Annotated in this window: 19 protein-coding genes; 12 read left to right on the top strand and 7 right to left on the bottom strand. The window is 71.0% G+C overall.

The window, feature by feature from the left end:
- The first annotated feature begins 63 nt into the window (after nucleotides 1-63).
- From I004_RS0106920 to I004_RS0106900, 5 genes are all read left to right on the top strand, one after another.
- On the top strand, nucleotides 64-1,335 hold the full coding sequence (locus tag I004_RS0106920) for an extracellular solute-binding protein (protein ID WP_028434878.1): 1,272 nt from the start codon (nucleotides 64-66) through the stop codon (nucleotides 1,333-1,335).
- A 32-nt stretch (nucleotides 1,336-1,367) separates the two neighbouring features.
- A complete protein-coding gene (locus I004_RS0106915; RefSeq protein WP_028434877.1) occupies nucleotides 1,368-2,393 on the top strand; it encodes a carbohydrate ABC transporter permease in 1,026 nt (341 codons plus the stop codon).
- Nucleotides 2,394-2,395: 2 nt separating this feature from the next.
- On the top strand, nucleotides 2,396-3,256 hold the full coding sequence (locus tag I004_RS0106910) for a sugar ABC transporter permease (protein ID WP_486579821.1): 861 nt from the start codon (nucleotides 2,396-2,398) through the stop codon (nucleotides 3,254-3,256).
- A gap of 81 nt (nucleotides 3,257-3,337) precedes the next feature.
- The gene (locus I004_RS32660; protein ID WP_078510903.1) at nucleotides 3,338-5,032 is read left to right on the top strand and encodes a glycoside hydrolase family 13 protein; all 1,695 of its coding nucleotides are present in this window, start codon (nucleotides 3,338-3,340) and stop codon (nucleotides 5,030-5,032) included.
- Nucleotides 5,029-6,093, top strand: coding sequence for a LacI family DNA-binding transcriptional regulator (locus tag I004_RS0106900; RefSeq protein WP_028434875.1), 1,065 nt, complete (start codon nucleotides 5,029-5,031; stop codon nucleotides 6,091-6,093). Before I004_RS32660 ends, I004_RS0106900 begins: the two co-directional genes overlap by 4 nt.
- Before the next feature lie 191 nt (nucleotides 6,094-6,284).
- Here I004_RS0106900 and I004_RS0106895 read toward each other — a convergent pair whose 3' ends face one another.
- From I004_RS0106895 to I004_RS32655, 6 genes are all read right to left on the bottom strand, one after another.
- Entirely contained in the window at nucleotides 6,285-8,294 is a 2,010-nt protein-coding gene (locus I004_RS0106895) for a hypothetical protein (RefSeq protein ID WP_028434874.1), read from the bottom strand.
- 92 nt (nucleotides 8,295-8,386) lie between these two features.
- Entirely contained in the window at nucleotides 8,387-11,527 is a 3,141-nt protein-coding gene (locus I004_RS0106890) for an alpha-N-acetylglucosaminidase (RefSeq protein WP_037975346.1), read from the bottom strand.
- Between the two features lie 83 nt (nucleotides 11,528-11,610).
- Nucleotides 11,611-12,267, bottom strand: a complete 657-nt coding sequence (locus I004_RS0106885; RefSeq protein WP_028434872.1) for a response regulator transcription factor — start codon at nucleotides 12,265-12,267, stop codon at nucleotides 11,611-11,613.
- Between the two features lie 265 nt (nucleotides 12,268-12,532).
- Nucleotides 12,533-13,420 (bottom strand): Gfo/Idh/MocA family protein, encoded by an 888-nt coding sequence (locus I004_RS0106880; RefSeq protein WP_028434871.1) that lies wholly within the window; start codon nucleotides 13,418-13,420, stop codon nucleotides 12,533-12,535.
- The gene (locus I004_RS0106875; protein WP_028434870.1) at nucleotides 13,417-13,788 is read right to left on the bottom strand and encodes an isomerase; all 372 of its coding nucleotides are present in this window, start codon (nucleotides 13,786-13,788) and stop codon (nucleotides 13,417-13,419) included. Before I004_RS0106875 ends, I004_RS0106880 begins: the two co-directional genes overlap by 4 nt.
- Nucleotides 13,789-14,037: 249 nt before the next feature.
- Nucleotides 14,038-16,410: an MMPL family transporter gene (locus I004_RS32655; protein WP_078510902.1), complete on the bottom strand. Its 2,373-nt coding sequence runs from the start codon at nucleotides 16,408-16,410 to the stop codon at nucleotides 14,038-14,040.
- Nucleotides 16,411-16,826: 416 nt separating this feature from the next.
- Here I004_RS32655 and I004_RS0106865 point away from each other — a divergent pair, with 416 nt between their 5' ends.
- The 3 genes from I004_RS0106865 (at nucleotide 16,827) to I004_RS0106855 (ending at nucleotide 19,083) form a co-directional block, all read left to right on the top strand.
- Nucleotides 16,827-18,044, top strand: coding sequence for a histidine kinase (locus I004_RS0106865; protein WP_078510901.1), 1,218 nt, complete (start codon nucleotides 16,827-16,829; stop codon nucleotides 18,042-18,044).
- Complete coding sequence (locus I004_RS0106860) at nucleotides 18,041-18,451, top strand: GNAT family N-acetyltransferase (protein WP_486579819.1); 411 nt, start codon at nucleotides 18,041-18,043, stop codon at nucleotides 18,449-18,451. The genes I004_RS0106865 and I004_RS0106860 overlap by 4 nt, the downstream gene beginning before the upstream one ends.
- A 110-nt stretch (nucleotides 18,452-18,561) precedes the next feature.
- Nucleotides 18,562-19,083, top strand: coding sequence for a DinB family protein (locus I004_RS0106855; RefSeq protein ID WP_028434867.1), 522 nt, complete (start codon nucleotides 18,562-18,564; stop codon nucleotides 19,081-19,083).
- Nucleotides 19,084-19,176: 93 nt separating this feature from the next.
- Here the strand turns inward: I004_RS0106855 and I004_RS32650 are convergent, their stop codons facing one another.
- The gene (locus I004_RS32650; protein WP_486579817.1) at nucleotides 19,177-20,889 is read right to left on the bottom strand and encodes an NsdA family TPR-like regulatory protein; all 1,713 of its coding nucleotides are present in this window, start codon (nucleotides 20,887-20,889) and stop codon (nucleotides 19,177-19,179) included.
- 250 nt (nucleotides 20,890-21,139) lie between these two features.
- Here I004_RS32650 and lipB point away from each other — a divergent pair, with 250 nt between their 5' ends.
- The 4 genes from lipB (at nucleotide 21,140) to I004_RS0106830 (ending at nucleotide 24,059) form a co-directional block, all read left to right on the top strand.
- Nucleotides 21,140-21,937, top strand: coding sequence for a lipoyl(octanoyl) transferase LipB (gene lipB, locus I004_RS0106845; RefSeq protein WP_028434866.1), 798 nt, complete (start codon nucleotides 21,140-21,142; stop codon nucleotides 21,935-21,937).
- A gap of 145 nt (nucleotides 21,938-22,082) precedes the next feature.
- Nucleotides 22,083-23,021 carry a lipoyl synthase gene (gene lipA / locus I004_RS0106840; protein ID WP_028434865.1) on the top strand — a complete coding sequence of 313 codons (939 nt, stop codon included), beginning with the start codon at nucleotides 22,083-22,085 and terminating at the stop codon, nucleotides 23,019-23,021.
- A gap of 155 nt (nucleotides 23,022-23,176) precedes the next feature.
- On the top strand, nucleotides 23,177-23,356 hold the full coding sequence (locus I004_RS0106835; RefSeq protein ID WP_028434864.1) for a hypothetical protein: 180 nt from the start codon (nucleotides 23,177-23,179) through the stop codon (nucleotides 23,354-23,356).
- 10 nt (nucleotides 23,357-23,366) lie between these two features.
- Entirely contained in the window at nucleotides 23,367-24,059 is a 693-nt protein-coding gene (locus tag I004_RS0106830) for a DUF4191 domain-containing protein (RefSeq protein WP_028434863.1), read from the top strand.
- Nucleotides 24,060-24,176: the final 117 nt, after the last annotated feature.

Raw genomic sequence — 24,176 nt, 5'->3', positions numbered from 1 at the left:
TTACGTTCCTCGGCAGTCCGGCGCCGCCCAGGCGCAGGGGGCGGTCCATGGGAGGGGAATGACATGCGGCGTGGCACAGCAGTCACCGCGGCGATAGCGGTGCTCGCACTGACGGCGACGGCATGCGGCGGGGACGGCGGGAGCAGCGACAGCGCCGGCAAGGGCGAGATCGCCGGCACCGTCACGTACTGGGACACCTCGAACGACGCCGAGAAGGGCACGTACAAGAAGATCGCGGAGGACTTCGAGAAGAAGCACCCCAAGGTCGATGTGAAGTACGTGCACGTCAACTTCGGTGACGCCAACCAGAAGTTCAAGAACGCCGCGGGCGGCAACTCCGGCGCCCCCGACGTGATGCGCACCGAGGTCGCCTGGGTCGCCGACTTCGCCAACCTCGGCTACCTCGCCCCGCTGGACGGCACACCGGCGCTCGACGACACCGGCGACTACATCAAGACGGCCGCGGGCAGCACCCGCTTCAAGGGGAAGACCTACGCCGTGCCGCAGGTCACCGACACCCTCGGCCTCTTCTACAACAAGAAGATGCTCAAGAAGGCGGGCGTCGGCGTTCCCGAGTCCTTCGACGAGCTGAAGAAGTCCGCGAAGAAGATCAAGAGCAAAACCGGCGGGACCGGGCTCTACCTGCGCGGCGACGACCCCTACTGGTTCCTGCCCTACCTCTACGGGGAGGGCGGCGACCTGGTGGACGCCTCGGAGAAGAAGATCACCGTCGACGACGCGCCCGGCGCCAAGGCCTTCGCGAGGATGAAGGACCTCGTCGACTCCAAGGCGGCCGTCACCGACAGCAGCGACGGCCAGGAGAACGGCCTCAAGGCCTTCCAGGACGGCGACGTCGCCATGATCATCGACGGCCCTTGGGACATCGCCGGAGCCCAGCAGGGCAAGCAGTTCAAGGACGACAAGGACAACCTCGGCGTCGCGCCCGTACCCGCGGGGAGCAAGGGCAGCGGTTCGCCGCAGGGCGGATGGAACCTCTCGGTCTACGCGGGCACCAAGAACATGCGGACCGCGCAGGAGTTCGCCAAGTACATGAGCTCCGCCGAGGTGCAGCAGCGCACCACCGAGGAACTGAGCCTGCTGCCCACGCGAAGCTCCGTCTACGACAAGCCCTCGGTCAGCGGGAACGCCATGGTCGAGTTCTTCAGGCCCGCGGTCGAGAAGGCCGTGCAAAGGCCGTGGATCGCCGAGGGCAACTCCCTCTTCGAGCCGATCCGGGGCCAGATGGATGCCGTGCTCGCAGGCGACCGCAGCCCCGAGGAGGCAGCGGACAAGACCGGTGAGGGCTTCCGCAAGCTCCTCAAGGACTACAAGTAGGCCCGCGAGCAAGAGGGGACGGCCCAGGGGACATGGCTGTGGAGACCACCAGCCGGCCGGCCCGCGTGGACGCGGACGCCGAAGGCGGCGCCCGCGTCCACCGGCGCGGGACCGGGAAGAAGAGCGGGGAGACCGGACGGCTGCGCAGGTCGGCAGCCCATCACTGGTACGCGTGGGCGATGGTCGCCCCCGTCGTCGTGGTGATCGGCGTCATCATCGGCTACCCGCTGGTGCGCGGCGTCTATCTGTCGCTCACCGACGCCGACGAGGCGAACGTCGAGCGCACGATCGGCGTCAACCACCTGCCGGCGACGTACCGGTTCACGGGCCTCGACAACTACATGGCGATCCTCGGCGACAGCGTCTTCTGGGACCGCCTCGGATGGACGGTGGTGTGGACCGCCGGCTGTGTCGGCGTCACATTCGCCCTCGGCCTGACGCTGGCCGTGATGCTCAACAGGCAGGTGCGCGGCCGTTCCTTCTACCGCATCGGGATGATCGTGCCGTGGGGCATCCCGGCCTTCGTCTCCGTCTTCGCCTGGAAGATGCTCTTCAACGAGAAGAACGGCCTGCTCAACAAGGTGCTCGACGGGGGCGGCATCGACGCGGTGCCGTGGCTGGGCGATCCGCTGTGGGCCAAGATCGCCGTCATAGCCGTCAATGTCTGGCTCGGCGTCCCCTTCATGATCGTCGCGATGCTCGGCGCGCTGCAGGGCATACCCGGTGAGCTGTACGAGGCTGCCGAGATGGACGGAGCCGGGCCCTGGCAGCGCTTCCGCAACATCACGCTGCCCGGCGTGCGCGGGGTCAGCAGCACCGTCGTGCTGCTCAGCACCATCTGGACGTTCAACATGTTCCCCGTGATCTACCTGCTCACCAGGGGCGGGCCCGAGGACTCCACGGAGATCCTCGTGACGTACGCCTTCCGGCTGTCCTTCATCAACAGCCCGCGGGACTTCGCCACTTCGGCCGCCTGGGGTGTGCTGATACTGGTGCTGCTCTCGCTCTTCACGGTCGTCTACAGGCGAGCGCTGCGCCGCCAGGGAGAGGTGTGGTGACGGTGACCGCCACGAGGACGATCCCCGTTCCGGGAGGGCGGGGCCGGCGAGGCCCGCTCGCCGCGTTCGGACTGCACGCGGGGCTGCTCGCGGCGACGGCCGTCGCGCTCTTCCCGCCGCTGTGGCTGCTGGTGACGTCCTTCAAGCCGAAGAGTGAGTCGTTCTCCAGCGCCCTGGTGAACGACTTCACGCTCGACAACTACACGCACGTCGTCGCCGACACCTACTTCCTGACGTGGCTGGGCAATTCGCTGGTCGTCGTCGTGGGCACGACCCTGATCGGCGTCTTCATCGCCGCGACGACCGGCTACGCCATCAGCCGGTTCCGCTTCCCCGGGATGCGGCCGCTGATGTGGGTGCTGCTGGTCACGCAGATGTTCCCCATGGCGGTGCTCATCGTGCCGCTGTACAACACCATGGCGAGCCTCGGCCTGCTCAACCAGCCCGTCGGCCTGATCATCACCTATCTGACGGTGGCCGTGCCGTTCTGCGCGTGGATGATGAAGGGCTTCTTCGACACCGTCCCCGTCGACATAGACGAGTCGGGGCGCGTCGACGGGCTCACTCCCTTCGGGACCTTCTGGCGGCTCGTGCTGCCGCTGGCGAGACCCGGCCTGGCCGTCACCGGGTTCTACACCTTCGTGACCGCGTGGGCCGAAGTCGCCTACGCCACGGCCTTCATGACGGGGGAGGAGAACCTGACTCTCGCGGGCGGGCTGCAGACCTTCGTCAACCGGTACGGCTCGGACTGGGGCTCGATGACCGCCGCGGCCGTCATCGTCGCCGTCCCCGCGGCGGTCGTCTTCGGGTTCGCGCAGCGCCATCTCGTCGCCGGACTCACCGCCGGTGCCACGAAGTCGTGAGCCACGACGTTCTGAGACACGCCACATCCCCGGCCGGACCGGCCGGGGGACCGCACCACACCTCTACCTCTCAGGGATGACATGACCCAGCATCTCGGACACGCCGGCAGCGCGGCTCCGGTCGGCGAGCAGGGACCCCGACCGGAGCACACGGGATGGTGGCGTGACGCGGTCATCTACCAGGTCTATCCGCGCTCCTTCGCCGACGCCGACGGCGACGGCATGGGCGACCTCGCGGGCGTACGGTCCCGGCTGCCGTACCTCGCGGATCTCGGCGTGGACGCTGTGTGGCTCAGCCCCTTCTACGCCTCGCCGCAGGCCGACGGCGGCTACGACGTGACCGACTACCGCTCCGTCGACCCGCGCTTCGGTGACCTGGCGGACGCCGCCGCGCTGATCAAGGACGCGCACGCGCTGGGGCTGCGCGTCATCGTCGACGTCGTGCCCAACCACTCCTCCGACCGGCACGTGTGGTTCCAGCAGGCCCTCGAGGAGGGCCCGGGCTCACCGGCCCGCGCGCGCTACCACTTCCGGCCCGGCAAGGGAGAGGACGGCCAACTGCCGCCGAACGACTGGGAGTCGGTCTTCGGAGGCCCGGCCTGGACGCGTGTGAAGGAAAGCGACGGCGCCCCGGGTGAATGGTATCTGCACCTCTTCGCGCCCGAGCAGCCCGACTTCGACTGGGAACACCCCGCCGTGCACGACGAGTTCCGCACCGTGCTGCGCTTCTGGCTCGACCTCGGCGTCGACGGATTCCGCATCGACGTCGCCCACGGCCTCGTCAAGGCAGAGGGCCTCCCCGACACCGGGCAGACCGCCCAGCTGCGGCTGCTGGGCAACGCGCGGCTGCCCTTCTTCGACCAGGACGGCGTGCACGAGATCTACCGCGACTGGCGGCGCGTCCTGGAGGAGTACCCCGGCGAGCGCATCGGCGTCGCCGAGGCCTGGACTCCGAACTCGCAGCGCACCGCCCTCTACGTGCGCGAGGACGAGCTGCATCAGGCGTTCAACTTCCACTATCTGCAGACCGGTTGGGACGCGGAAGCGCTGCGCGCCGTCGTCACCGAGTCCCTGGAGGCCATGCGGCCCGTCGCCGCTCCCGCGACGTGGGTGCTCTCCAACCACGACGTCGTACGCCACCGCACCCGCCTCGGCGGAGGCCTGCCCCGCGCACGGGCCGCCGCGCTGCTGATGCTGGCGCTGCCGGGCTCCGCGTACGTCTACCAGGGCGAGGAGCTGGGCCTGCCCGAGGTCACCGAACTCCCCGACGAGGCCCGCCAGGACCCCTCCTTCTTCCGCGACAACGGGCAGGACGGGCTGCGCGACGGCTGCCGCGTGCCCCTGCCGTGGGACCGGGCCGGCAGCTCCTTCGGCTTCGGCCGCGGCGGGAGCTGGCTGCCGCAGCCCGAGGACTGGGGCGAGATGTCGGTGGCGGCACAGGCCGGCGACCCCGGCTCGACGCTGGAGCTGTACCGCAAGGCGTTGCGGCTGCGCCACGAGCACCCCGGCCTCGGCGCGGGGGAGTCGGTCCAGTGGCTGCCCGCACCGGAGGGGGTGCTCGCCTTCCGCCGCGGCGACTTCGTCTGCACCGCCAACACCGGCGACGGGCCCGCCGAACTCCATGGAATCCCGGGCGAGTTGATCCTCGCCAGCGGCCCGTACGAAGGCGGTGGCCGTTTGCCGGCCGACACCACCGCATGGTGGAGTGCCGTGCCGGCGGCCGAAGCCGCCGCTGCGGACGGCGCGGACGCCACCGTCGGGCAGGGGGGCGCATGACGGCTCCGGCCTCGGCGCTCCCCGCCACACGCCTCGCCGACATCGCCGGGCAGGCGCGCGTCAGCGAAGCGACCGTCAGCCGCGTACTCAACGGCAAGGCGGGCGTGGCCGATTCGACGAGGCAGCGCGTGCTGGCCGCGCTCGACGTGCTCGGGTACGAGCGGCCCGTACGTCTGCGGCCGCGCAGCGCGGGACTCGTCGGCCTCGTCATCCCCGAGCTGACCAACCCGATCTTCCCGGCGTTCGCCCAGGTCATCGAGCAGTCCCTCAGTGGCTACGGCTACACGCCCGTGCTCGGCACGCAGATGCCCGGCGGGGCCACCGAGGACGAACTGGTCGCCCAGCTCGTCGACCGTGCCGTCACCGGCGTCATCTTCCTCTCCGGGCTGCACGCCGATCTGACGGCCGATCCCGCTCGCTATGCGCGGCTCGCGGCCCGAGGCGTGCCGTACGTCCTCGTCAACGGCTACAACGAGCGGATCGCCGCGCCCTTCGTCTCACCGGACGACCGGGCGGCTGCCCGCATCGCGGTACGGCACCTGCGGGACCTGGGCCACGAGCGGATCGGACTCGCCGTCGGCCCGGACCGGTTCGTGCCGGTGCGCCGCAAGGCTCAGGGCTTCGCGGAGGAGCTCGCCGAGGACGGGCCGGGGAAGGCGTCCGGCCTCGTGCGGCACACCCTGTTCACGGTGGAGGGCGGCCACGCCGCGGCGGGCGGTCTCCTGGACGAGGGCTGCACCGGCATCGTCTGCGGCGGCGACCTGATGGCCCTCGGCGCCATTCGCGCCGCACGCCAGCGCGGACTCGACGTGCCCCGCGACGTCTCGGTCGTCGGCTACGACGACTCGGAGCTGAACGCCTTCACCGACCCGCCGCTGACGACCGTCCGGCAGCCGGTGCGCGCCATGGCGAACGCCGCGGTGACCACGCTGCTGGAGGAGATCCGCGGAAACCCCGTGCCCCACAGCGAGTTCGTCTTCCAGCCGGAGCTCGTCGTACGAGGCTCCACGGGTCAGGCACCCCCGCACGCGGGGGACACGTCCCGGGCACGGAGCGGATGACCGTCCCGGCGGCACTCTCATCCGGGCGCCGCCCTCGCTCCGCGCCCGGTCCCACTCTCCGGTCCGGCCGGCCGGCGGCCCGCCACCGCGGTCCGCACGCGCCCGGCCGGTCGGGCCGGTCCTCGCCCCACGCCCGACCACCGATGGGCGGGAGGCATCCGGGCACTCGCACGCCCGCCCGCCCCGACGCCTCAGCGCCTGAGGCTCATCTTCTCGCCGTTGGTCAGCCGAGCGCTGATCCTCGCCTTGGCGCCCTTCTTCGCGGGCAGAGCCAGCTTCCGGTCCAGTGAAGTGCCGCTCGGGCCGCCCGACTTGCCCTTGACCCGGATGCTGCTCACCTTCTTGCTGCCCGCGGCGAGCACGTACCAGTTGCCGGCATCGCTCTTCCACAGCCCGCCGCTCACGGCGTGCGGCCTGCGCGGGCCGCACGCAGGGGTGTCCACCACGCGCGAGGTGAACATCGCCTGCTCGCCCTGCTCCAGGCCGGAACGCCGGAAACTGGTGAAGATCCGGGCGCCCTTGCCCCGCCACGTCTCAGCACGGGTGCACAGCCAGGTCGCCGAACTCACCCCGCCCGGCAGCAACTGCGTCGCGAACTTCCAGGTGTTGACCGAGCGCACACCGCCCCCGAGCATCGAGCGGAACCCGCAGGCCGTGTGCTCCAGACGCCCACGGGCCTTCGCACCCGTCGCGTCGCGCATCTTCTTCTTGGGGTTCCCGGACGTGACCCGTGCCGGCGTCAACTCCCCCAGATCGGTGTAGAGATGACGTGTCGATTGGTCGCGCGTGGACAGCAGCAGCCCCGGCCAGTGGTTGCACTGGCGCGGGTCGGGGCCGGGGCCGGTCAGCGACATGAGCACCCCGTCGTCCTCGCGGTTGAGCTGCCGGCCCTCGTCGTCGGAGTGCAGCAGGTCCACCTCGGCCGCCTTGGAGATCCAGGGAGCGGTGAGATAGCGGACGTTGGAGTCGCTGCGGGAGACGACCAGCGCACCGGAACCCGCCGTGTCAGCACCGTCCGTACGCGCGATGTCCAGGACCGCTCCGCCGCTGTCCGCGCCCTCGGGTTCGGCGTAACGCGCCGCTCGCAGCCCGTCGTGCAGCAGGACGACCTTCGCTCCGTCCACCCGCCCCGCGTACAGCAGTTGGGGCGGCCCGGAGGGTGGTCCGGCGGATGTGCCCTGCGTCAGCGAGAGCCGCACCTTTCCACCGGGGCGCGCCCAGACGGCGAGCGCCCGGCGCAGCAGTCCCTCGTCGTTGGTGAGGTCGCCGCGTGCCGGCCAGGCGGAGAAGTCCGTGCGTGACGCCTGCTTCCAGGCTCCGGCCGGTACGCGGATCAACGAGCCCGGTTCCAGGGCCTGTTCGGCCGCCGGGTTGCGGGCGTAGAGCGGCGCCGCCGCGCCGTCCGGGCCCCAGGAGTCGCCGGGAAGCCCCAGAAGACCACCGCACACGACGACCGCCGCCACAGCCGCGAGAGCCGCGCGCAGATGCTGACGGCGGCGCAGCAGATCGGTGGGCCGTGCCTGCAGCGAGCACGGGTCGAACTCCGAAGGACCCAGCACCGGCCGGTCCTTGCCGGCCGCGGGCAGACGGATCCCGGATGCCGCCGCGAGCGCCGCGGCGGGCTCCTCCACCCCGGCCGCTCCGAGCACGCGGCACACCTCTTCGTCAGGCATGTCCTCCCAGCCGCGCAGCGCGCAGGCCGCCCGTGCCGCGCCGGAGACCTCCGACAGCGCCTTCTCCAGGGCGAGTTCGTATGCGCCGCCGGAACGCGGGAAGAGCCGGAGCCCGAGGACGAGCGGGAGGAAACCCGGCCGCACGGGCAGCGGACGCAGCCGCCACGGGCCCAGCCGCCGCCGGCGCTCACCGGCGAGCGCCGACCGCAGCACGCACGTCGTCAGATAGTCGTAGACGTCTGAGCGCGTCGCGCCGGCGGCGACGCCTCCGGGCCGGTGCTCACCGCCGCGCCTCTGCGTCGGCAGCGGCCTGACCTCCGCGCTGCCGCGGCCGCGGGGGAGCGCGCGCTGTACGAGCGAATGCGCCGTCAGCACCCGCCGGTGCCGGGCGAGGGAGGGCGGCAGTACGAGATAGGCCAGCCGTACCAGCCTCGGGTAGTGCTCGACGAGCGCCGCCTGGGCCTGCTCCACGTCGACGGAGCCGGACGGTGTGCGTGAATGCTGCGAAGTCGTTTCCGAAAGGGCCACGCCCACGAGAACGAACGACCGTTGGCTTGGTCACCTGGCCCCCCGGTGCGACGAGGTATCCGGCGCATCCGGGGGGAGCAGGCCCGTCGAGGTCAGCGCACTTCCCAGTCCTGGAATTCCACAGTGCCGCGGGTCCCGGTGCCGCCGTTCGTCGCCGACATGAACATCCCCACGTCCTGCTGCGAGAGCACACCCGGCACGGTGACGGTGCCGACGGAGCGCCAGTTCGCGCCCTCGTCCGTGGACAGCTCACCCTGGAAGGTGCGGCCGTCGCGGGTGAGGCGCAGCGTGACGGGGGTGGCGACGCCGGTGACGCGTTCGTAGCGGTCGAGGGTGCCGTCGCTGTCGGAGTCGTAGGAGAGCACCACACCGTTGCCCGGTGTCACCGACAGGTTCACGAAGCCCTGCGAGCCCGCGCCGGGCAGCTCGTTGCGGGCGACGATTCCGGCACGGGCCCACGGTCCCGTCTCCTCCTGCGAGGTGACGCGCACTGTGACCGAGACCCCGTCACGCAGGGCTCCCTCGCGGTAGATGGCGCCGAAGTGCGAGGTGCCCTTCCACATGTCGTCGCCGCCGCCTTCGATCGCGAAGCGCTTGCCGAGCTGGCCGAAGACGGCGTCGTTGGTGCTGACGGTGGACAGCTCCTGGTCGAGCGGCCCCGCGACGTAGAGCTTGCCGGGCTGCGGCATCCGCACGCGGCGCTCGCCCTCGGGCCCGTACTCCACGACCAGTTCGTAGTCGAGCGGCTTGAGCGGGTCCTTGAGCTCGTCCTTCGGCGCCCGCACGCGCCAGGTCACGCCGGCGCTGCTGCCCTGCTCGACGCGGAGGACGGAGGTGGAGCCCTGCGGCTCGGCGTCCTGCAGGCCGGTCAGGGAGAAGTCGACGGTGCCGGTGGCGCGCAGCCCGCTCTCGTTGCGGAAGACGGCCTCGAACTCGCCGGAGGCACCGGGGGTCAGCGTGACCGGGTCGGACTTGGCGGTCAGGCTGCCCTGGAACGGCGCCTTGGACAGGGCGGCGTGCACGCGCTTCGCGGTGCGGTAGGCGTCACCGGAGGGACGCTGCGGATACGACTTCTTCTCCCGCGTCCAGGCCGCCTCCAGCTCGTACCAGTCGAAGATCTTGGGGGTCCGGTCCTCGGCGAGGGCGTCCTCGAGCTCCTCCAGATAGGCGCGCCACTGGGGCTGGTGGAAGTCGCCGAGGAGGCCCTGCCAGTCACGGTTGGCGTAGTTGGCGAGCATGCCCTTGTCGGCGGCGGGGCGGTCCGCCCACGCGGTGAGAAGCGTGCGCGCGGTGAGTTCGAGTTTGTCCTTTTCCGACGCGTCGCCGGCCAGTTCCCGCGCGTCGGCCAGCCACGGGCCGAGCAGGAAGGACTGGTGGGTGCCGGCGATCTCGTCGCTCAGTTTCATCAGCGAGAGCCACAGATTGCTGAGCTTGCGGAAGGCCGCGGAGTCCTCCTGCTGGTACGCGGACTTCAGCCGGCCGATCAGCATCCATGATCGGTTGGCGAGGGCCTGGCGCGTGATGTCGGTGAGGTCGTAGCGGTAGGCGTCGCTGCCGCGCAGCGATTCGCGGACGCCGAGCAGGGCCGTCAGCGCCGCGTCGAAGTCGGCGAGGTCGAAAGCCGGGGTGTGCGTGGCGTAGTGAGCGCCGGAGCGGGCGTCGAGGCTGGGCCGTGCCGAGAAGATGCTGTCGTGCGGACGGCCGTCGGTGCTGCTGATCTCGTACGCGGTGCCGCGCAGGGCCGCGAGCGCGGCGCGGGCCTTCTCGTCGTCGCCGCCGTAGCGCAGTCGCGCGTAGTTGGCGAACCACTGCTCGCGCTCGACCGCCTCCTCACGCCAGGCGAGTTCGCTGAAGAGTTCGAAGGCGAGGGGGTCGCGGTGTGTGGACTCCGGCATGTAGGCGGTGCCTGCCAGCTTGCTGCCGGATTTGTCACGCCACTTGGTGAAACGCTCCGACCACATCTGGGTCTTGGCGCCGATCGTCGTGCGGCCGCCGAAGTTGGGGATCGTGCCGAACGCGTAGGGGACGTCGCCCCAGTCCGACTCGCGGCTGGTGATTCTCTCCAGGTCGGAGAGTCCGTCGACGACGAGCGCGCGGTTCTTGTGCTTCAGGGCATCCAGCAGCGCGCGGCGCGGGTTCTTCTGCCAGCCGAGAATCATCCAGGTCGCGCCGGGCAGCGCCGTCTGAAGTGCCTTCTCGACGGCCTGCGCCGCGTCCGCGACGGGCACGTCGCCGGCCTTGCCGCCTTCGTGCAGCAGATCCATCTTGACGTGGCGGATCTCTCCGAAGATGTCCTTCTGGTGCTTGTAGAACGAGGCGGCGACCGTGCGGAAGACGGACGTGCGCGGGTCGAGCCACGCGGGCCTGGTCAGGCCGTTCCAGTCACCCTGGGGCACGGTCCTTCCGCCAGGGTTACGGTCTGAGAAATCGTCGGGAACCGTGCCGAAGTAGCCGGGCAGCACGGCGTGCATGCCCAGTTCGCGCAGCCGGGTCACGATGCGTCGGCCCAGGTCCTCACGCTTCTTCAGCAGGCCGGAGGAGATGGGCCCGCCGTACTCGGACAGGTTCTGCAGCAGCCACCACGGCTGGTGCGAGGGTGCGGGAATCCACTCGCGGGCCTCGTCGTCGGAGTAGCCGAAGTCCATCAGCAGACGGTGGTAGACGGCCTCGGAACCGGTCGTCACCAGCACCTCGTTGCAGCCGTGCAGCGCCATCACGTCGATGAAGCGCTCCCAGTGCGCCCAGTCTGCGTACGGGGCGGTGTAGCCGTCGTGCGTGTCGTTGAGCATGAAGCGGTGCGGCACGGTGGCGCTGCGCTCGTACGGGCTGCCCGGCGCGGGGAGCTGCTTGGGCAGATCCGTCTGGCTTCCCGCCCAGGAGATGTGGGACGCGCAGGTGTATTTCAGATACCAGTGCAGTCCGGTGAGGGCCACGGCCGGTGAGGTCCCGGCGATCTCGATGGCGCCCGCGCGTCCCGAGACCTTGAACCGCTCCTTGCCGCCCGTGAGCACGGTGAAGGAGATCTGGTCGTCGTGGTCGGGGAGCAGACGCTGGACGGCGGCCTCTGCGTGCTTCATGTCCGCGGCCGTGTGGATGCCGGGCGCGGCCGGCGTCTGGGCCGCTGCCGGGTTCGTGCTGGGCCCCAGCGCGACACCCGCGCCGAGCGCTCCCGCCGTACCCAGAAGCTTGCGTCTGTTGATGTCCTCCACGGCGTGCTCCACTTCTCGCAACATCCGGTCACCGCTGACACATGTGGTGCGCACGCTAATGGAGTGTTATGTGATTGTACGAGAGGGCGCGGCAAAGATTGCGCTGGTCAGCCCCGGTCGGACCCGTCCAAATAAGCCAGCACGGCGAGCACGCGACGGTTGTCGTCGTCCGAGGGCGGAAGCCCCAACTTCCCGAAAATATTTGACGTGTGCTTCGCGACGGCCCGCTCCGTGACGACGAGCTGAGTGGCGATCGCGGTGTTGGAACGACCCTGCGCCATGAGTTCCATCACTTCCCGCTCCCGGGCTGTGAGTTTCGCCATGGGCGCCTCCCGAGAACGCCGGGAGAGCAGCTGCTGGATCACCTGGGGATCCATCGCCGTACCGCCCGCGGCGACGCGTCGCACCGCGTCCACGAACTGCTCAGCGTCGAAGACCCGGTCCTTGAGCAGATAGCCGGTGCCTCCCGTGCCGTCCGCGAGCAGTTCGCGTGCGTACAGCTGCTCGACGTGCTGGGAGAGGACCAGGACCGGCAGCCCGGGGCGTCTGCGCCGCGCCTCCAGCGCGCACTGCAGACCCTCGTCGCTGAACGAAGGCGGCAGGCGCACATCGACGACGGCGACATCGGGTTCCAGCTCCTTCAGCGCCTTGCTCAGCTCCGGCCCGTTGTCGACGGCCGCCGCGATCTCGAAACCGAACGCCTCCAGCAGGCGCACGAGGCCGTCACGCAGCAGGAACAGGTCTTCGGCGATGACGACTCGCACAACGTCTCCACGGTGGCCGGGAAGCTGGGTCGCTCACCGAATCTACCGGCTTGGGAGCACCGCCCAGGCGAAGTCCGGGAAAGGGCAGTTGCAGGCAAACGTCCGGGAATTGTCCGAGATGACCGTGATGTGCATCGGGAGTGCGTCCGTGACAGCGGCAGGGCGCGAGCGGGATCACCCCATCCGCGCCCGTCCCGTGCCGCTGCCGCGCTTCCCGCGTCCTGCCGCGTCTTTCCCGGTGTGCGTCGGCGTTCTCCGTTCGCCGCTACGGCTGGAGAGCGGCCTCCGCGCTCGAGAGGATCTCCGTGACCCGCTGCGCGAAACGGACATCACAGGCGTGGGTCTGCCCCGTACGTGCTGCCTCGGCGAGCGCGTCGACGGCCCGTGCGAAGGCGTCCACCGGCGCCTCCTCCCGCTGCGGCAGGGTGACCGCACCGGCGGAACCCCTGACCTCGGCGGTGACCCCGGCTGCAGCGGGCGGGACGGAATGGCTGAGCGTGCAGGTGCTGGAGGCCCCGTCCGCGTGCCGGAGGATCATGTGTACGGTGTCGCCGACGCCGCGCCCCGCCCGTACGGAACCGAGGTCGGTCACATCGCCGAGCACCGGCAGCAGTACGGACAGCGCGTGCGGCCCGACATCCCACAGGGCGCCCCTCTCCCTGCGCCACGGCGAGGCCGTGTACGGGGAGTCGGCGCCGCCGAAAACGGGGGAGAGCCAGTCCGCACGGCCCGTCAGCCATCCCTCCGTGGCGGCCTGTTCGCCGATCCATGTGGCGGTCGGCTCGCTGAAGCGCAGCGTGAAGAAGACGACGGACGCGACGCCCGCCGCGGCCACCGCTTCGGTGACCTGCCGAGCCGAATCGGGCGTCGTGGCGACGGGCTTGTCCAGCAGCAGATGGCAGCCGGCCTCGGCGGCCCGCACGGCCAGCGGCGCCTGCACGTCGGGGGGAAGCGCGACGGCGACGGCGTCGCAGTCGGTCAGCAGTGCGTCGACGTCGTCGTAGGCGCGCGTGTCCAGTTGGCCGGCGAGTTCTCTGGCCGCCTCGGAGCGGCGGCCCCACACGCCCGTCAGCTCCACGTCCTTGTGCGCCGCGAGAGCGGGCCCGTGCGTGTTGAGCGCCCAAGGCCCGGTGCCGAGCAGTCCGAATTTCATATGTGGTCCTCTTCCGTGTGACTTGCGAAGCTGCCGCGGGAGAGGTCGCAGACGTCCACGGAGGTGTGCAGGGTGACGCCCGGAGTCGGCTTGACGTGGTCCCGGGCGAGTCCGAGGACGGCACGGGAGAGCTCGGCCTTCGCCTCGGGAGTGCGGCCGGACAGCAGTGCCACCTCGACGTGGAGCATCGCGACCTCGTCCACGCCGTCCGCGATCACGCACTCGTCGATCTGCCGGAACCTGGTCTTGCAGCCCGTCACGGAACCCACCACGGTGCGGGCGAGCAGCGGATGCAGGGCCAGCCCGAAGCCACGGCGGTCGAACGTCTCGGCGAGGGCATCGGAGTAGTCGACAGTGATGTGCGGCATGGGGGCAGCGTACGGGCTGTGGCGGCGGCCCACGAGAGAAGCTCGCCGATCAGGCCAGGTGCGGTGGCGCCCCCGCAGGTATACCGCCATGCCCGCTCTGACCTGCGGGAACGATGCTGTCTGCGGGGGCGTGCCCCGTCGTCGGCGGTCGTCGGCGGTCGTCGGCGGTCGTCGGGCAGGAACTCGCCCCTGCCCCGCGGGCGTGCGCCGCGGGGCAGGGGCGAGTTCGACGACTCGGGCCCGGCCCTGTCAGCGGGAGCGCGCGGCCGGCGCAGGATCGGCGGACCCGGCAGCGACGGGCGCTGCGTACGCGGGACCAGCGGTGCCGGGCGCGGTCGCGGCCTCCTCGGGGTCCCCGTGCGGCGGCAGCCCGCGCAGCATGCGCGGCAGGTACCAGTTGCGCTCGCCGAGCAGCATCATCACCGCGGGCAGCAGCACCATCCGTACGAGCGTCGCGTCCAGCAGCACTGCCACCGCGAGTCCGATGCCCATCTGCTGCATGTCCTGCATCGACAATGTGCCGAAGACCGCGAAGACCGCCACCATGATCACTGCGGCGCCGGTCACCGCACCTGCCGTGGCGCGCACGCCCTCCCGGATCGCTTCCCGGGTGTCCGCGCCGCGCTCGTGGGCCTCGCGGATACGGGAGACCACGAAGACGTGGTAGTCCATCGAGAGGCCGAAGAGCACCACCAGCACGAACAGCGGCATCCACGACTCGATCGCCCCGACCGCCTCCGTGCCGAGCATTTCCGCTCCCCAGCCGTGCTGGAAGACGGCCGTCATGACGCCGTACGCGGCCCCGACGGACAGCAGATTGAGGACCACGGACGCGAGCGCGACGGGCAGCGAGCGGAAGCTGACCAGCATCAGCAGGAACGTGACGCCCGTGATGAAGACGAGGACCGGCACGATGCCCCGGCTCAGCTGGTCGTTGAAGTCCATCGAACTCGCCAGCTCGCCGCTCACGTAGGCCTGGCCGCCTCGCGCCACGGGTGTCAGCGTCTGCGGGACGAGCGTGTCGCGCAGCCGTTCGACCGCGGCCTTCGAGGTGTCGTCGGTGCCGTTGCCCGCCAGGGGGACGTCGATCTCGGCCACGTCCGCGGCGCGGTGCACCGTCGTCTCGGCTCCCTTGCCGAAGTGCTTGTCGGCGCGGGCCCGTTGGGCGAAGTCGGCGAGGGCGGCCCGCACCCGGGGCGAGTCGACGTCCTCCGCCTTGATGACGACGTGGGCCGGTGCGGGTCCGCCGGGGAAGGTCTCGTTGATCGCTTCCGAGCTGACCCTCAGCGGCGAGCCGGAGGGCATCTGCTTGTCCAGCGTGAGCTGTTCCGTCTTCATCCCGAGCATCGGTGCGGACAGCGCGAGCATCGCGACGGTCGCCAGCACGGCGAAAACGCCCGGCGCCGCCAGTACGGGACGCAGCACACCGGCGGAGATGCGGCCGCTCCCGCGGTGCCCGCCCTTCCGGTGCGCCTGGCCGCGTGCTTCGCCCCGCCGGCGCCACCGGGGAAGCCTGCCCCGCTCGACGCGGTCGCCCAGCCACGAGAGCAGCGCGGGCAGGATCGTCACGGAGCCCAGCATCGCGATGAGGACGACCAGGATCGTGGCCACGGCGAAGCCCTTGAACATCAGCAGGCCCGACAGGAAGAGGCCCGCCATCGCCACCATGACGGTCAGCCCCGACACCAGCACGGCACGGCCGCTGGTGGCGGCGGCCACCCGCAGCGCGGTCTGCGCGTCGCGGCCGGCGGCGCGCTCGTCGCGTTCCCGCCGCAGATAGAAGAGGCAGTAGTCGATGCCGACCGCGAGGCCCATCAGCAGCATCACCGAACTGGTGGTGTCGAAGATGTGCAACTGGTGGCTCGCGACGGCGAGCAGCCCGTTCGCCGCGACGAACGCGGTGACGGCCAGCGCCACCGGCAGCAGCGCGGCGACCAGCGCTCCGAAGGCCACCAGCAGGATGCCCAGCGCCAGCGGAACGGCTGTCCACTCGGCCTTCGCGAAGTCGTCGCTGAGCATCTCGCCCAGCCACTTGTCGGCGCTGGCCTCCCCGTACTGGTGGACGGTGACGCCCTCACCCTTGTGGGCCGCGCGCACCTTCTCCACGGCGTCGATGACCGGCTGCACCCGGTCGCCGGAGGTCTCCGCGTCGCCGTGCATGCGGAACTGCAGCAGACCCGCCCTGCCGTCCTCCGACGGGACCGGGCCGCGCAGGTGCCTGGCCTCGCCCGTGCCTTCCACGGCGCCGGTGACCTCTCGGGCGACCTGCCGCCAGCCGTCCGGGCTCGAAGCACTCACCATGATCATCTCGCTCGCCGGCGCCTCGATCCCGGCGTCCTCCAGGATGTGCTCGGCGCGGGCGGAGTCGCCCGACATGCCCTCCGACTCGCTGACCTCGGCCACACCGGTGACGCCGCCGAGGCAGGCCGCGAGCACGACGAAGAGGAGCCAGCCGAAGACCGCCGTCCTGCGGTGCCGTGTGCTCCAGCCGCCGAGCCGGGCGGCGAGGCCGGGACCGCGCCGTCTCCGGCCACCGTTCCGACCCGGGTCGGCATAAGGATCCCCGTACGGATCGTCGAACGCATCCCTGTGAGGCACTGGCTGCCCCGGTGCATCGCGCATGGGTGAACTCCCCCTCGTCATGGACCCCCTGAGGAGCTCAGGGGAGGTGTGATCCGGTCGACTCGAACGCTAGAAAGCGGCGCCCGGCCTCCCCAGCCGCCGAAGCCCCCTGTTCATGGAGGGGGAGGTGCCAGTGCGGGGGTGGTGCCAGCTACACCGTCGTGAGGGAGCCGGTCCCCCTGCCCGTGAGGCCGGGCGCGGCGCAGACTGGAGCGGTATCCGGCGCACGGAGCGCCGCGGCACCCCGGTGGGGGAGCGGCTGTGGGGACCAGGCAGAAGGGGCGGCAGCGGTGAATCAAAGAGCAGCGGCGGAGGGGATCGTCCCGGGGGCCCCTCCGGCGACGCCGCGGGAACCGGCACTGCGCGGCAGGGTCCGGGACTCGCTGACGGCGGCGGCACGGGGACTGGCGCTGTGCATGCTCTCGCTCGGCGTCTCGCTGGCGCTGTTCATCGCGAGCGTCCTGTCCATCGCCTTCATCGTGCTCGGCGTCGGCCTCTTCACGACGCCCGCCGTGATGCACCTGGTGCGCATGCACGCCAACCAGCGGCGCCAACTCGCCCGCGACTGGGCGGACATCACCGTCCTGCCGCCCTACCGTCCGCTCCCGCCGGCCAACGGCGTCGGCGGCACCGTCGCACGCTGCATGCGGCTGCTTCGTGACCCCGCCACCTGGCGGGACCTGGGCTGGCTGCTCACGGACGCCGTGTTCGGCTTCGTCACCGCGCTCTTTCCCGCCGCGTTCATCGCGTACGGCATCGAGGGCTTCGTCATCTTCGCGGGGGTCTGGCGGGCAGTGCAGCACAACTACTGGTACGCCTTCATCCCCGTCGAGGGCTTCGGTACGGCCACCCTGTGCGCGGGTCTCGGCGCCCTGCTGATCGTGCTCGCGACGAGTGTGAACCCGTACTTCATCAAGGGCCACTTCCTCATCGTCAAGGGCATGATCTCGCCCAGCCGGGGCGCGCAGCTCGAGCAGCGCGTCGAGCGGCTCTACGAGTCGCGGCACGACGCCGTCGACTCCTCGGCCGCCGAACTGCGCCGCATCGAACGCGACTTGCACGACGGTGCGCAGGCACGCCTCGTCTCCATGGGCATGAGCCTCGGCGCGATCGAAGCACTCATCGAGACGGACCCGGCACAGGCGAAGAAGCTCCTCGCACAGGCACGTGAGAACTCCGCGGAGGCGTTGACCGAACTGCGCGACCTGGTACGCGGAATCCACCCGCCTGTCCTCGCCGAACGGGGCCTCGGCGACGCCGCACGGGCACTGGCGCTGCGCATGCAGGTCCCCGTCGAAGCGGAAGTCGAACTGGAGGGACGCTTCGCCGAACCGGTCGAGTCCGCCGCGTACTTCGCGATCAGCGAGGTCCTCACCAACGCCGCCAAGCACGCACAGGCCGAACGCGTGTGGCTGGACATCCACTACAGCCGGGCGGCCGCCACGGGTGAGGGCATGCTGTGCATCGCCGTCACCGACGACGGGCGCGGCGGCGCCGACCCGCGAAAGGGCTCCGGAATGGCGGGAATCGAGCGTCGGCTGGGCCAGTTCGACGGGATCCTCGCGGTCAGCAGCCCGTCCGGCGGCCCGACGATGGTCACGATGGAGATCCCCTGCGAGATGACCGACCGGTGACGGACCGCCCTGCCGTGCCGCCGGTGCGACTCCGGGTGCGGGCGCCGCTGTGCGACGCCGAACTCAACACGCTGTTCGCCGCGTCCTGGCCGGCGCACGAACACACCGACTTCGGCGCCCTCCTGGAGCGCAGCCTGCTGTGGGTCGCGGCCTTCCGGGACGACGAACTCGTCGGCTACGTCAACGTCGTGGGGGACGGCGGCGTGCATGCCTTCGTGCTGGACACAACCGTGCACCCGTGCGTGCGGAGACAGGGCGTGGGAGCGCGGCTCGTACGGCGAGCCGCGGACGAGGCGCGGCTGGCCGGAGCGCGGTGGCTGCACGTCGACTACGAGCAGCACCTGACGGGGTTCTACACCCGGTGCGGATTCGGTCCGACGGCGGCCGGACTGCGGTGGCTGGGCTGAGCCGGCTGGGGGTGGCCCGGCCGGCCAGAGGCAATCGGTGCAGGGGCGGGCGGGCAGCGGGGCTGTGCGAGCGGGGCCCCGTTGTCAGTGGTGCGCCATAGATTGAGCGCATGACCTGGACCACTCCCGAAGTGCAGCGTCCCGAGCGCGTGTACGCAGGCGATGAGAGAACGGTGCTGGAGTCCGCTCTGGAACACGCGCGCGCGACGTTCCTGTACAAGTGCGGCGGCCTGACCGGCGAGCAGCTCACGCTGCGGCCCGTCGGCCGCTCCACGCTGTCCCTGCTGGGCCTTGCCCGGCATCTCGCCGGCTGCGAACGCTGGTGGTTCCGCAACCACCTCGCCGGCGAGACCGGTCTGCCATGGGTCTTCTTCACGGAGGACAACATGGAGGGGGACTTCGAGGACGGCACGCCCGAGAGCGCCCCCGGCGACTTCGAGATCTACCACCAGGAGGTCGCGGCGGCCCGCGCGGCCGCCGCCGAACGCTCGCTCGACGACTCCTTCCGCCGACCGAAGGGCCATCTCATGGATCTGCGCGGCCTGTTGATCTACATGACGGAGGAGTACGCCCGGCACAACGGCCACGCCGACCTCCTCCGCGAGCACATCGACGGCCGCACCGGAGACTGAGCCGGCTGGCGGGCAGGCGACCGCGTCCGGCAGTCGCCCCTGCCCCTATCAGCGTGGCGCGGCTCCCGTGAGGGAACGACCGTGCGGAGCAGCTCAGTTCAGCGCCGCCACCCGCTCGCGGTACCCCCGCACGGGCGCCGCGTCCCGGTAGGGCTCCAGCCGCCGCTCGAAGTCGCGCACGTACTCGTGAGCGCGCACCGACCGCATCTCCGCCGCCTGCTGCGCCGCCTCGGCGGCCAGCACACACGCCTGCTCGACCTCACCGAGCCCCAGCCGCGCCGTCGCCAGCACCACCCGGCAGAAGAGACGGCTGCGTGCGAAGCCCGTGCCGCGCAGCTGAAGCGAGCGCTCCGCGTGCTGCGCCGCCGCCCGGTACTGCTGAAGGTCGCGGTGGCAGTGCCCGCTCTCGTCGGCCAGTTGCGCCTCGTCGAAGAAGCGCGCCCACGGCGGCACCTCCTCGCCCGACTTCGCCGCCTCCAGGGCCCGTTCGGCCCGCGCCAGCGAGGACGTGCAGGCACGCACCTCGCCCAGCACGCCGTGCCCTCGGGCCTCCGCCGCGTGCAGCAGCGCCTGCACCAGCGGCGGGGCGGCGCTGCCCACGCCCTGCTGCGCCACCCTGGCCAGCTGCACCGCCTCGCGGCCGTGCCCCAGATACACCGCCTGCCTGCTCATCGTCACCAGCACATAGCTGCCGTAGGCGCGGTCGCCCGCCGCCTGCGCCAGGCGCAGCGCCTGCACGAAGTAGCGCTGTGCCAGCCCGTGCGCTGCGATGTCGTACGACGTCCAGCCCGCGAGCCGCGTCAGGTCGGCGGCGGCACCGAAGAGCCGCCGCCCGAGTTGCTCCCCGTACACGCCGCGGAGCATCGGCTCCGCCTCGTGCTCCAGGTACCGCACCAGCGCCTGCCGGGCGTGGCCGCCGCCGTAAGCGTGGTCGAGCGCGCGGAAGAGTTCGCCCACGGAGCGCAGGGCGTTGACGTCGCCCGCGGAGACGCGCTGGCCCGGGCCGCGCTCCGTGCGGTCGGGCCGCTCGGCCCGGATCGCACCGGGGACGCCGGCCGCTCCACGGGCCAGCGTGCCCGCGGCCGCGGCAGCACCGGCGGCAGTGCGGGCCCCGGCCGGGACGGGCGTCGTCCCGCGTGCCTGCGTGGGCACTCGTGCACCGCCGAGGCCCTGCCGAGCGCCCACTCCCGCGGCATGGGGGCGGCCGAGCAGACCCCCGGATCCGTCCGCTCCCGGACCGGCGTCCGGGTCGACGCCCCGGGCCACCCGCTCGTCGGGACGCCCGATCAGCCAGTCACGGCTGGGGACGACGAGCCCCGCCGGGGTGAAGGCGATCTTGCGCAGCTCCGCGTGGCTTCCCGAGTCCTTGCGCCACAGCCCGCTGACGATGTCCACGGCTTCGGACGGCGTCGCGGCGAACTCCAGCCCCGCGTAGACGGGCGCGCAGGCGTCCAGACCCAGATCCTGTGCGCTCAGCCGCCTGCCGAGCCGGCGTGTGAAGACCTCCGCGATCAGCGCGGGCGTCGTACCGCGTGGCTGCTGGCCGCGCAGCCACCGCGTCACCGACGTCTTGTCGTAGCGCAGATCGAGACCGTGCTCCAGGCCCAACTGGTCCACGCGCCGGGCCAGTCCGGCGTTGGAGAAGCCCGCCTCCGCGATGAGCGCGGCGAGCTGACGGTTGGGGACGCGCTGCGCCGAGGACTGCCCGGGCGACGACGCCGAAGGAGACGGTGACGAAGGGGAGGATGCGGCGGAGGGAGAGGAGGAGGACTCGGCCGAGGAATCCCCGGAACGTTCGATGGTCATCAGCTTTACGGGCTCCTGAGCTACGGCTTGCTGCAGGCGCCGTGGCACCCTGCGGAACGGCGCGAACTTAGCCGCCCCACCGGGGCTGCTTGCCCCCTTCGCTGTCCTTTTCATCCATACGTGTGAGGAGGTGCCCGGCTGCCGGAGAGGGCCGCCGCGGCCGTACAGTTTTCTTCGGGGCCGGGCTTCACGGCCCGCCCCGGCCGGAGCCGGCCGACCCGGCACGGGCCGGTTCGACATTGGAGGAGCCGTGAGCGAGCTGCGCTTTGTCCGTCTGGGGTTCGGCGCCGAAGCCGTGGACTACGAAGAGGCATGGCAGGAGCAGCGCCGAGTGCACGCGGCGCGGCTGGCGGACGAGATCCCCGACACCTGCCTGCTGCTCGAGCACACCCCGGTCTTCACGGCGGGACGCCGCACGGATCCCAGCGAGCGCCCCGTCGACGGCACTCCCGTCGTCGACGTCGACCGCGGCGGGAAGATCACCTGGCACGGCCCGGGGCAGCTCGTCGGCTACCCCATCCTGAAGCTGCCCCGCCCGGTCGACGTGATCGCGCACGTGCGCAGGCTGGAAGAGGCCATGATCCGCACCTGCGCCGACTTCGGTCTGGAGACCACACGGATCGAGGGGCGCAGCGGCGCGTGGGTGCTCGGGGACTCCGCGGACCCGGCCGGCCGCCCGGGGAAGGATCTCGGCGGTCTCTCCCTCGACTTCGAGCCGCACGCTGATGACGACGACGAGTACGACCCGCGGCTGCGCGGCCCCGAGTACGCGCCCTCCAACGCGGGTCAGCGAGGCGAGGACCGCAAGATCGGCGCGATCGGCGTCCGCGTCGCGAAGGGCGTGACCATGCACGGCTTCGCGCTCAACTGCGACCCGGACAACACCTGGTTCGACCGCATCGTCCCCTGCGGTATCCGCGACGCGGGCGTGACGTCGCTCTCGAACGAACTGGGTCACGACGTTCCGGTGACCGACGTGCTGCCCGTCATGGAGAAGCACCTGAGCGAGGTCCTGGAGTCGTCGGAGCCGCTGCCCCGCGCCGTGTGAGGCCTGCCGCACCGGCTCTGCCCGCTGCCGCGACGCTGCTGTGACCGCGGCCTGCGTCTGTGAGGCCACCGGCGGTGGGAGACACCGGAGCGATGGGCGTACCCTGAAGTTCGCCGAGGAATCGAAAGTACGTAGGGAGCCGGACGTGTCCGCTGTCGCACCCGACGGTCGCAAAATGCTCCGCCTTGAAGTCCGCAACAGCCAGACCCCCATCGAGCGCAAGCCCGAGTGGATCAAGACCCGGGCGAAGATGGGGCCCGAGTACAACGCTCTGCAGGACCTGGTCAAGCGCGAGGGTCTGCACACGGTGTGCCAGGAGGCCGGCTGCCCCAACATCTTCGAATGCTGGGAGGACCGGGAGGCCACCTTCCTCATCGGCGGCGAACAGTGCACCCGCCGCTGCGACTTCTGCCAGATCGACACGGGCAGGCCGGCCGAGCTCGACCGGGACGAGCCGCGCCGCGTCGCGGAGTCCGTCCAGCAGATGGAGCTGCGCTACGCGACGATCACCGGCGTCGCCCGTGACGACCTTGACGACGGCGGTGCCTGGCTCTACGCCGAAACGGTGCGCCAGATCCACGAGTTGATGCCCGACACCGGGGTCGAACTGCTCATCCCCGACTTCAACGCCGTACCGGAGCAGCTCGCGGAGGTCTTCTCCTCGCGTCCCGAGGTCCTCGCCCACAACGTCGAGACGGTGCCCCGCATCTTCAAGCGCATCCGTCCCGCGTTCCGCTACGAGCGCTCCCTCGAGGTGATCACCCGGGCCCGCGAGGACGGACTGGTCACCAAGTCCAACCTCATCCTCGGCATGGGCGAGACGCGCGAGGAGGTCAGCGAGGCGCTGCGCGACCTGCATGGAGCCGGCTGCGAACTCATAACGATCACCCAGTACTTGAGGCCTTCCGCACGCCATCACCCCGTCGAGCGCTGGGTGAAGCCGCAGGAGTTCGTCGAACTCCAGCAGGAGGCCGAGGAGATCGGCTTCGCGGGCGTCATGTCCGGCCCGCTGGTGCGCTCTTCGTACCGCGCGGGACGTCTGTACAAGCAGGCGGTCGAGGCACGCGACGCCCGGGCGGCATGACGGGGGACACTCCCCGCATGCACGACGGCGTGACGTTGGCCGCATCGGCGTTCGCAGCCTTTGACCCGCTGGTCATCCGCTGGTAACACCTAACGGTGACGATGGATGTACATACCGTTCATGGCAGCTATGTGAGATCACGGAGGGGAACCGCCTTGCGGACCACACTGCGCGCGCTCGAGAGCTTCGAGAACCTGCTGATGCGCAGGGGCCACGAAACAGCACGCCGAAACGCCTGGACAGCGGTGCTGGAGGACCGCCGCCGGGCGGTCGCGCGTACCGAGGCCCAGCGGGTACTGGAGGCCGCGGCCGACCGGAGGCCGGCCGCCACGTAAACTTCCCCGCATGGCGAGGAAGGAAGACTCCGAGAGCAACCCGGGGCGGCTCAAGCAGATCGCTCTGACGTACAAGATGACCCGGCGTGCCGACCGGAAGATCGGCCTGATCCTGGCCGGCGTGGGGCTTGTCACCTTCGGTGTACTCCTCGCCATCGGCTTCCTGATCGGACACCCGATCTACGCGGGCATTCTGGGCGTGATGCTGGCCCTGCTCGCGATGGCGATCATCTTCGGCCGCCGGGCCGAGCGGGCAGCCTTCGGCCAGATGGAAGGACAGCCCGGCGCCGCGGCGGCCGTACTGGAGAACATCGGCAAGGGCTGGACGATCACTCCTGCCGTGGCGATGAACCGCAGCCAGGACGTCGTCCACCGTGCCGTGGGCCGTGCGGGCATCGTCCTGGTGGCCGAGGGCAATCCGAACCGGCTGCGTTCGCTGCTGGCGTCCGAGAAGAAGCGCATGGCCCGGGTCGTCTCGGACGTTCCCGTGCACGACTTCGTCGTCGGCGAGGACGAGGGCCAGGTGGAGCTGAAGAAGCTGCGCACCAGGCTGCTGAAGCTGCCGAGAGTCCTCACGGGCCCCCAGACCACGCAGGTCAACGACCGGCTGCGCGCGATGGGAGACCTGATGAGCAACATGCCCATCCCGAAGGGGCCGATGCCGAAGGGCATGCGGATGCCGCGGGGTCAGAGCGGTCGCTGAGCGGCCGCGCCGCACAGCCGTCTGCGGCTGTGCAACGCATACGTACAGGTCCGGCCCGGGATTCGAAGTCCCGGGCCGGACCTCTTGATGTCTGCCTGCCGAACATTGTCGTCCGCG

The organism is Streptomyces sp. TAA486 (assembly GCF_000426165.1).
This window is presented reverse-complemented; position numbering and strand designations above follow the sequence as displayed.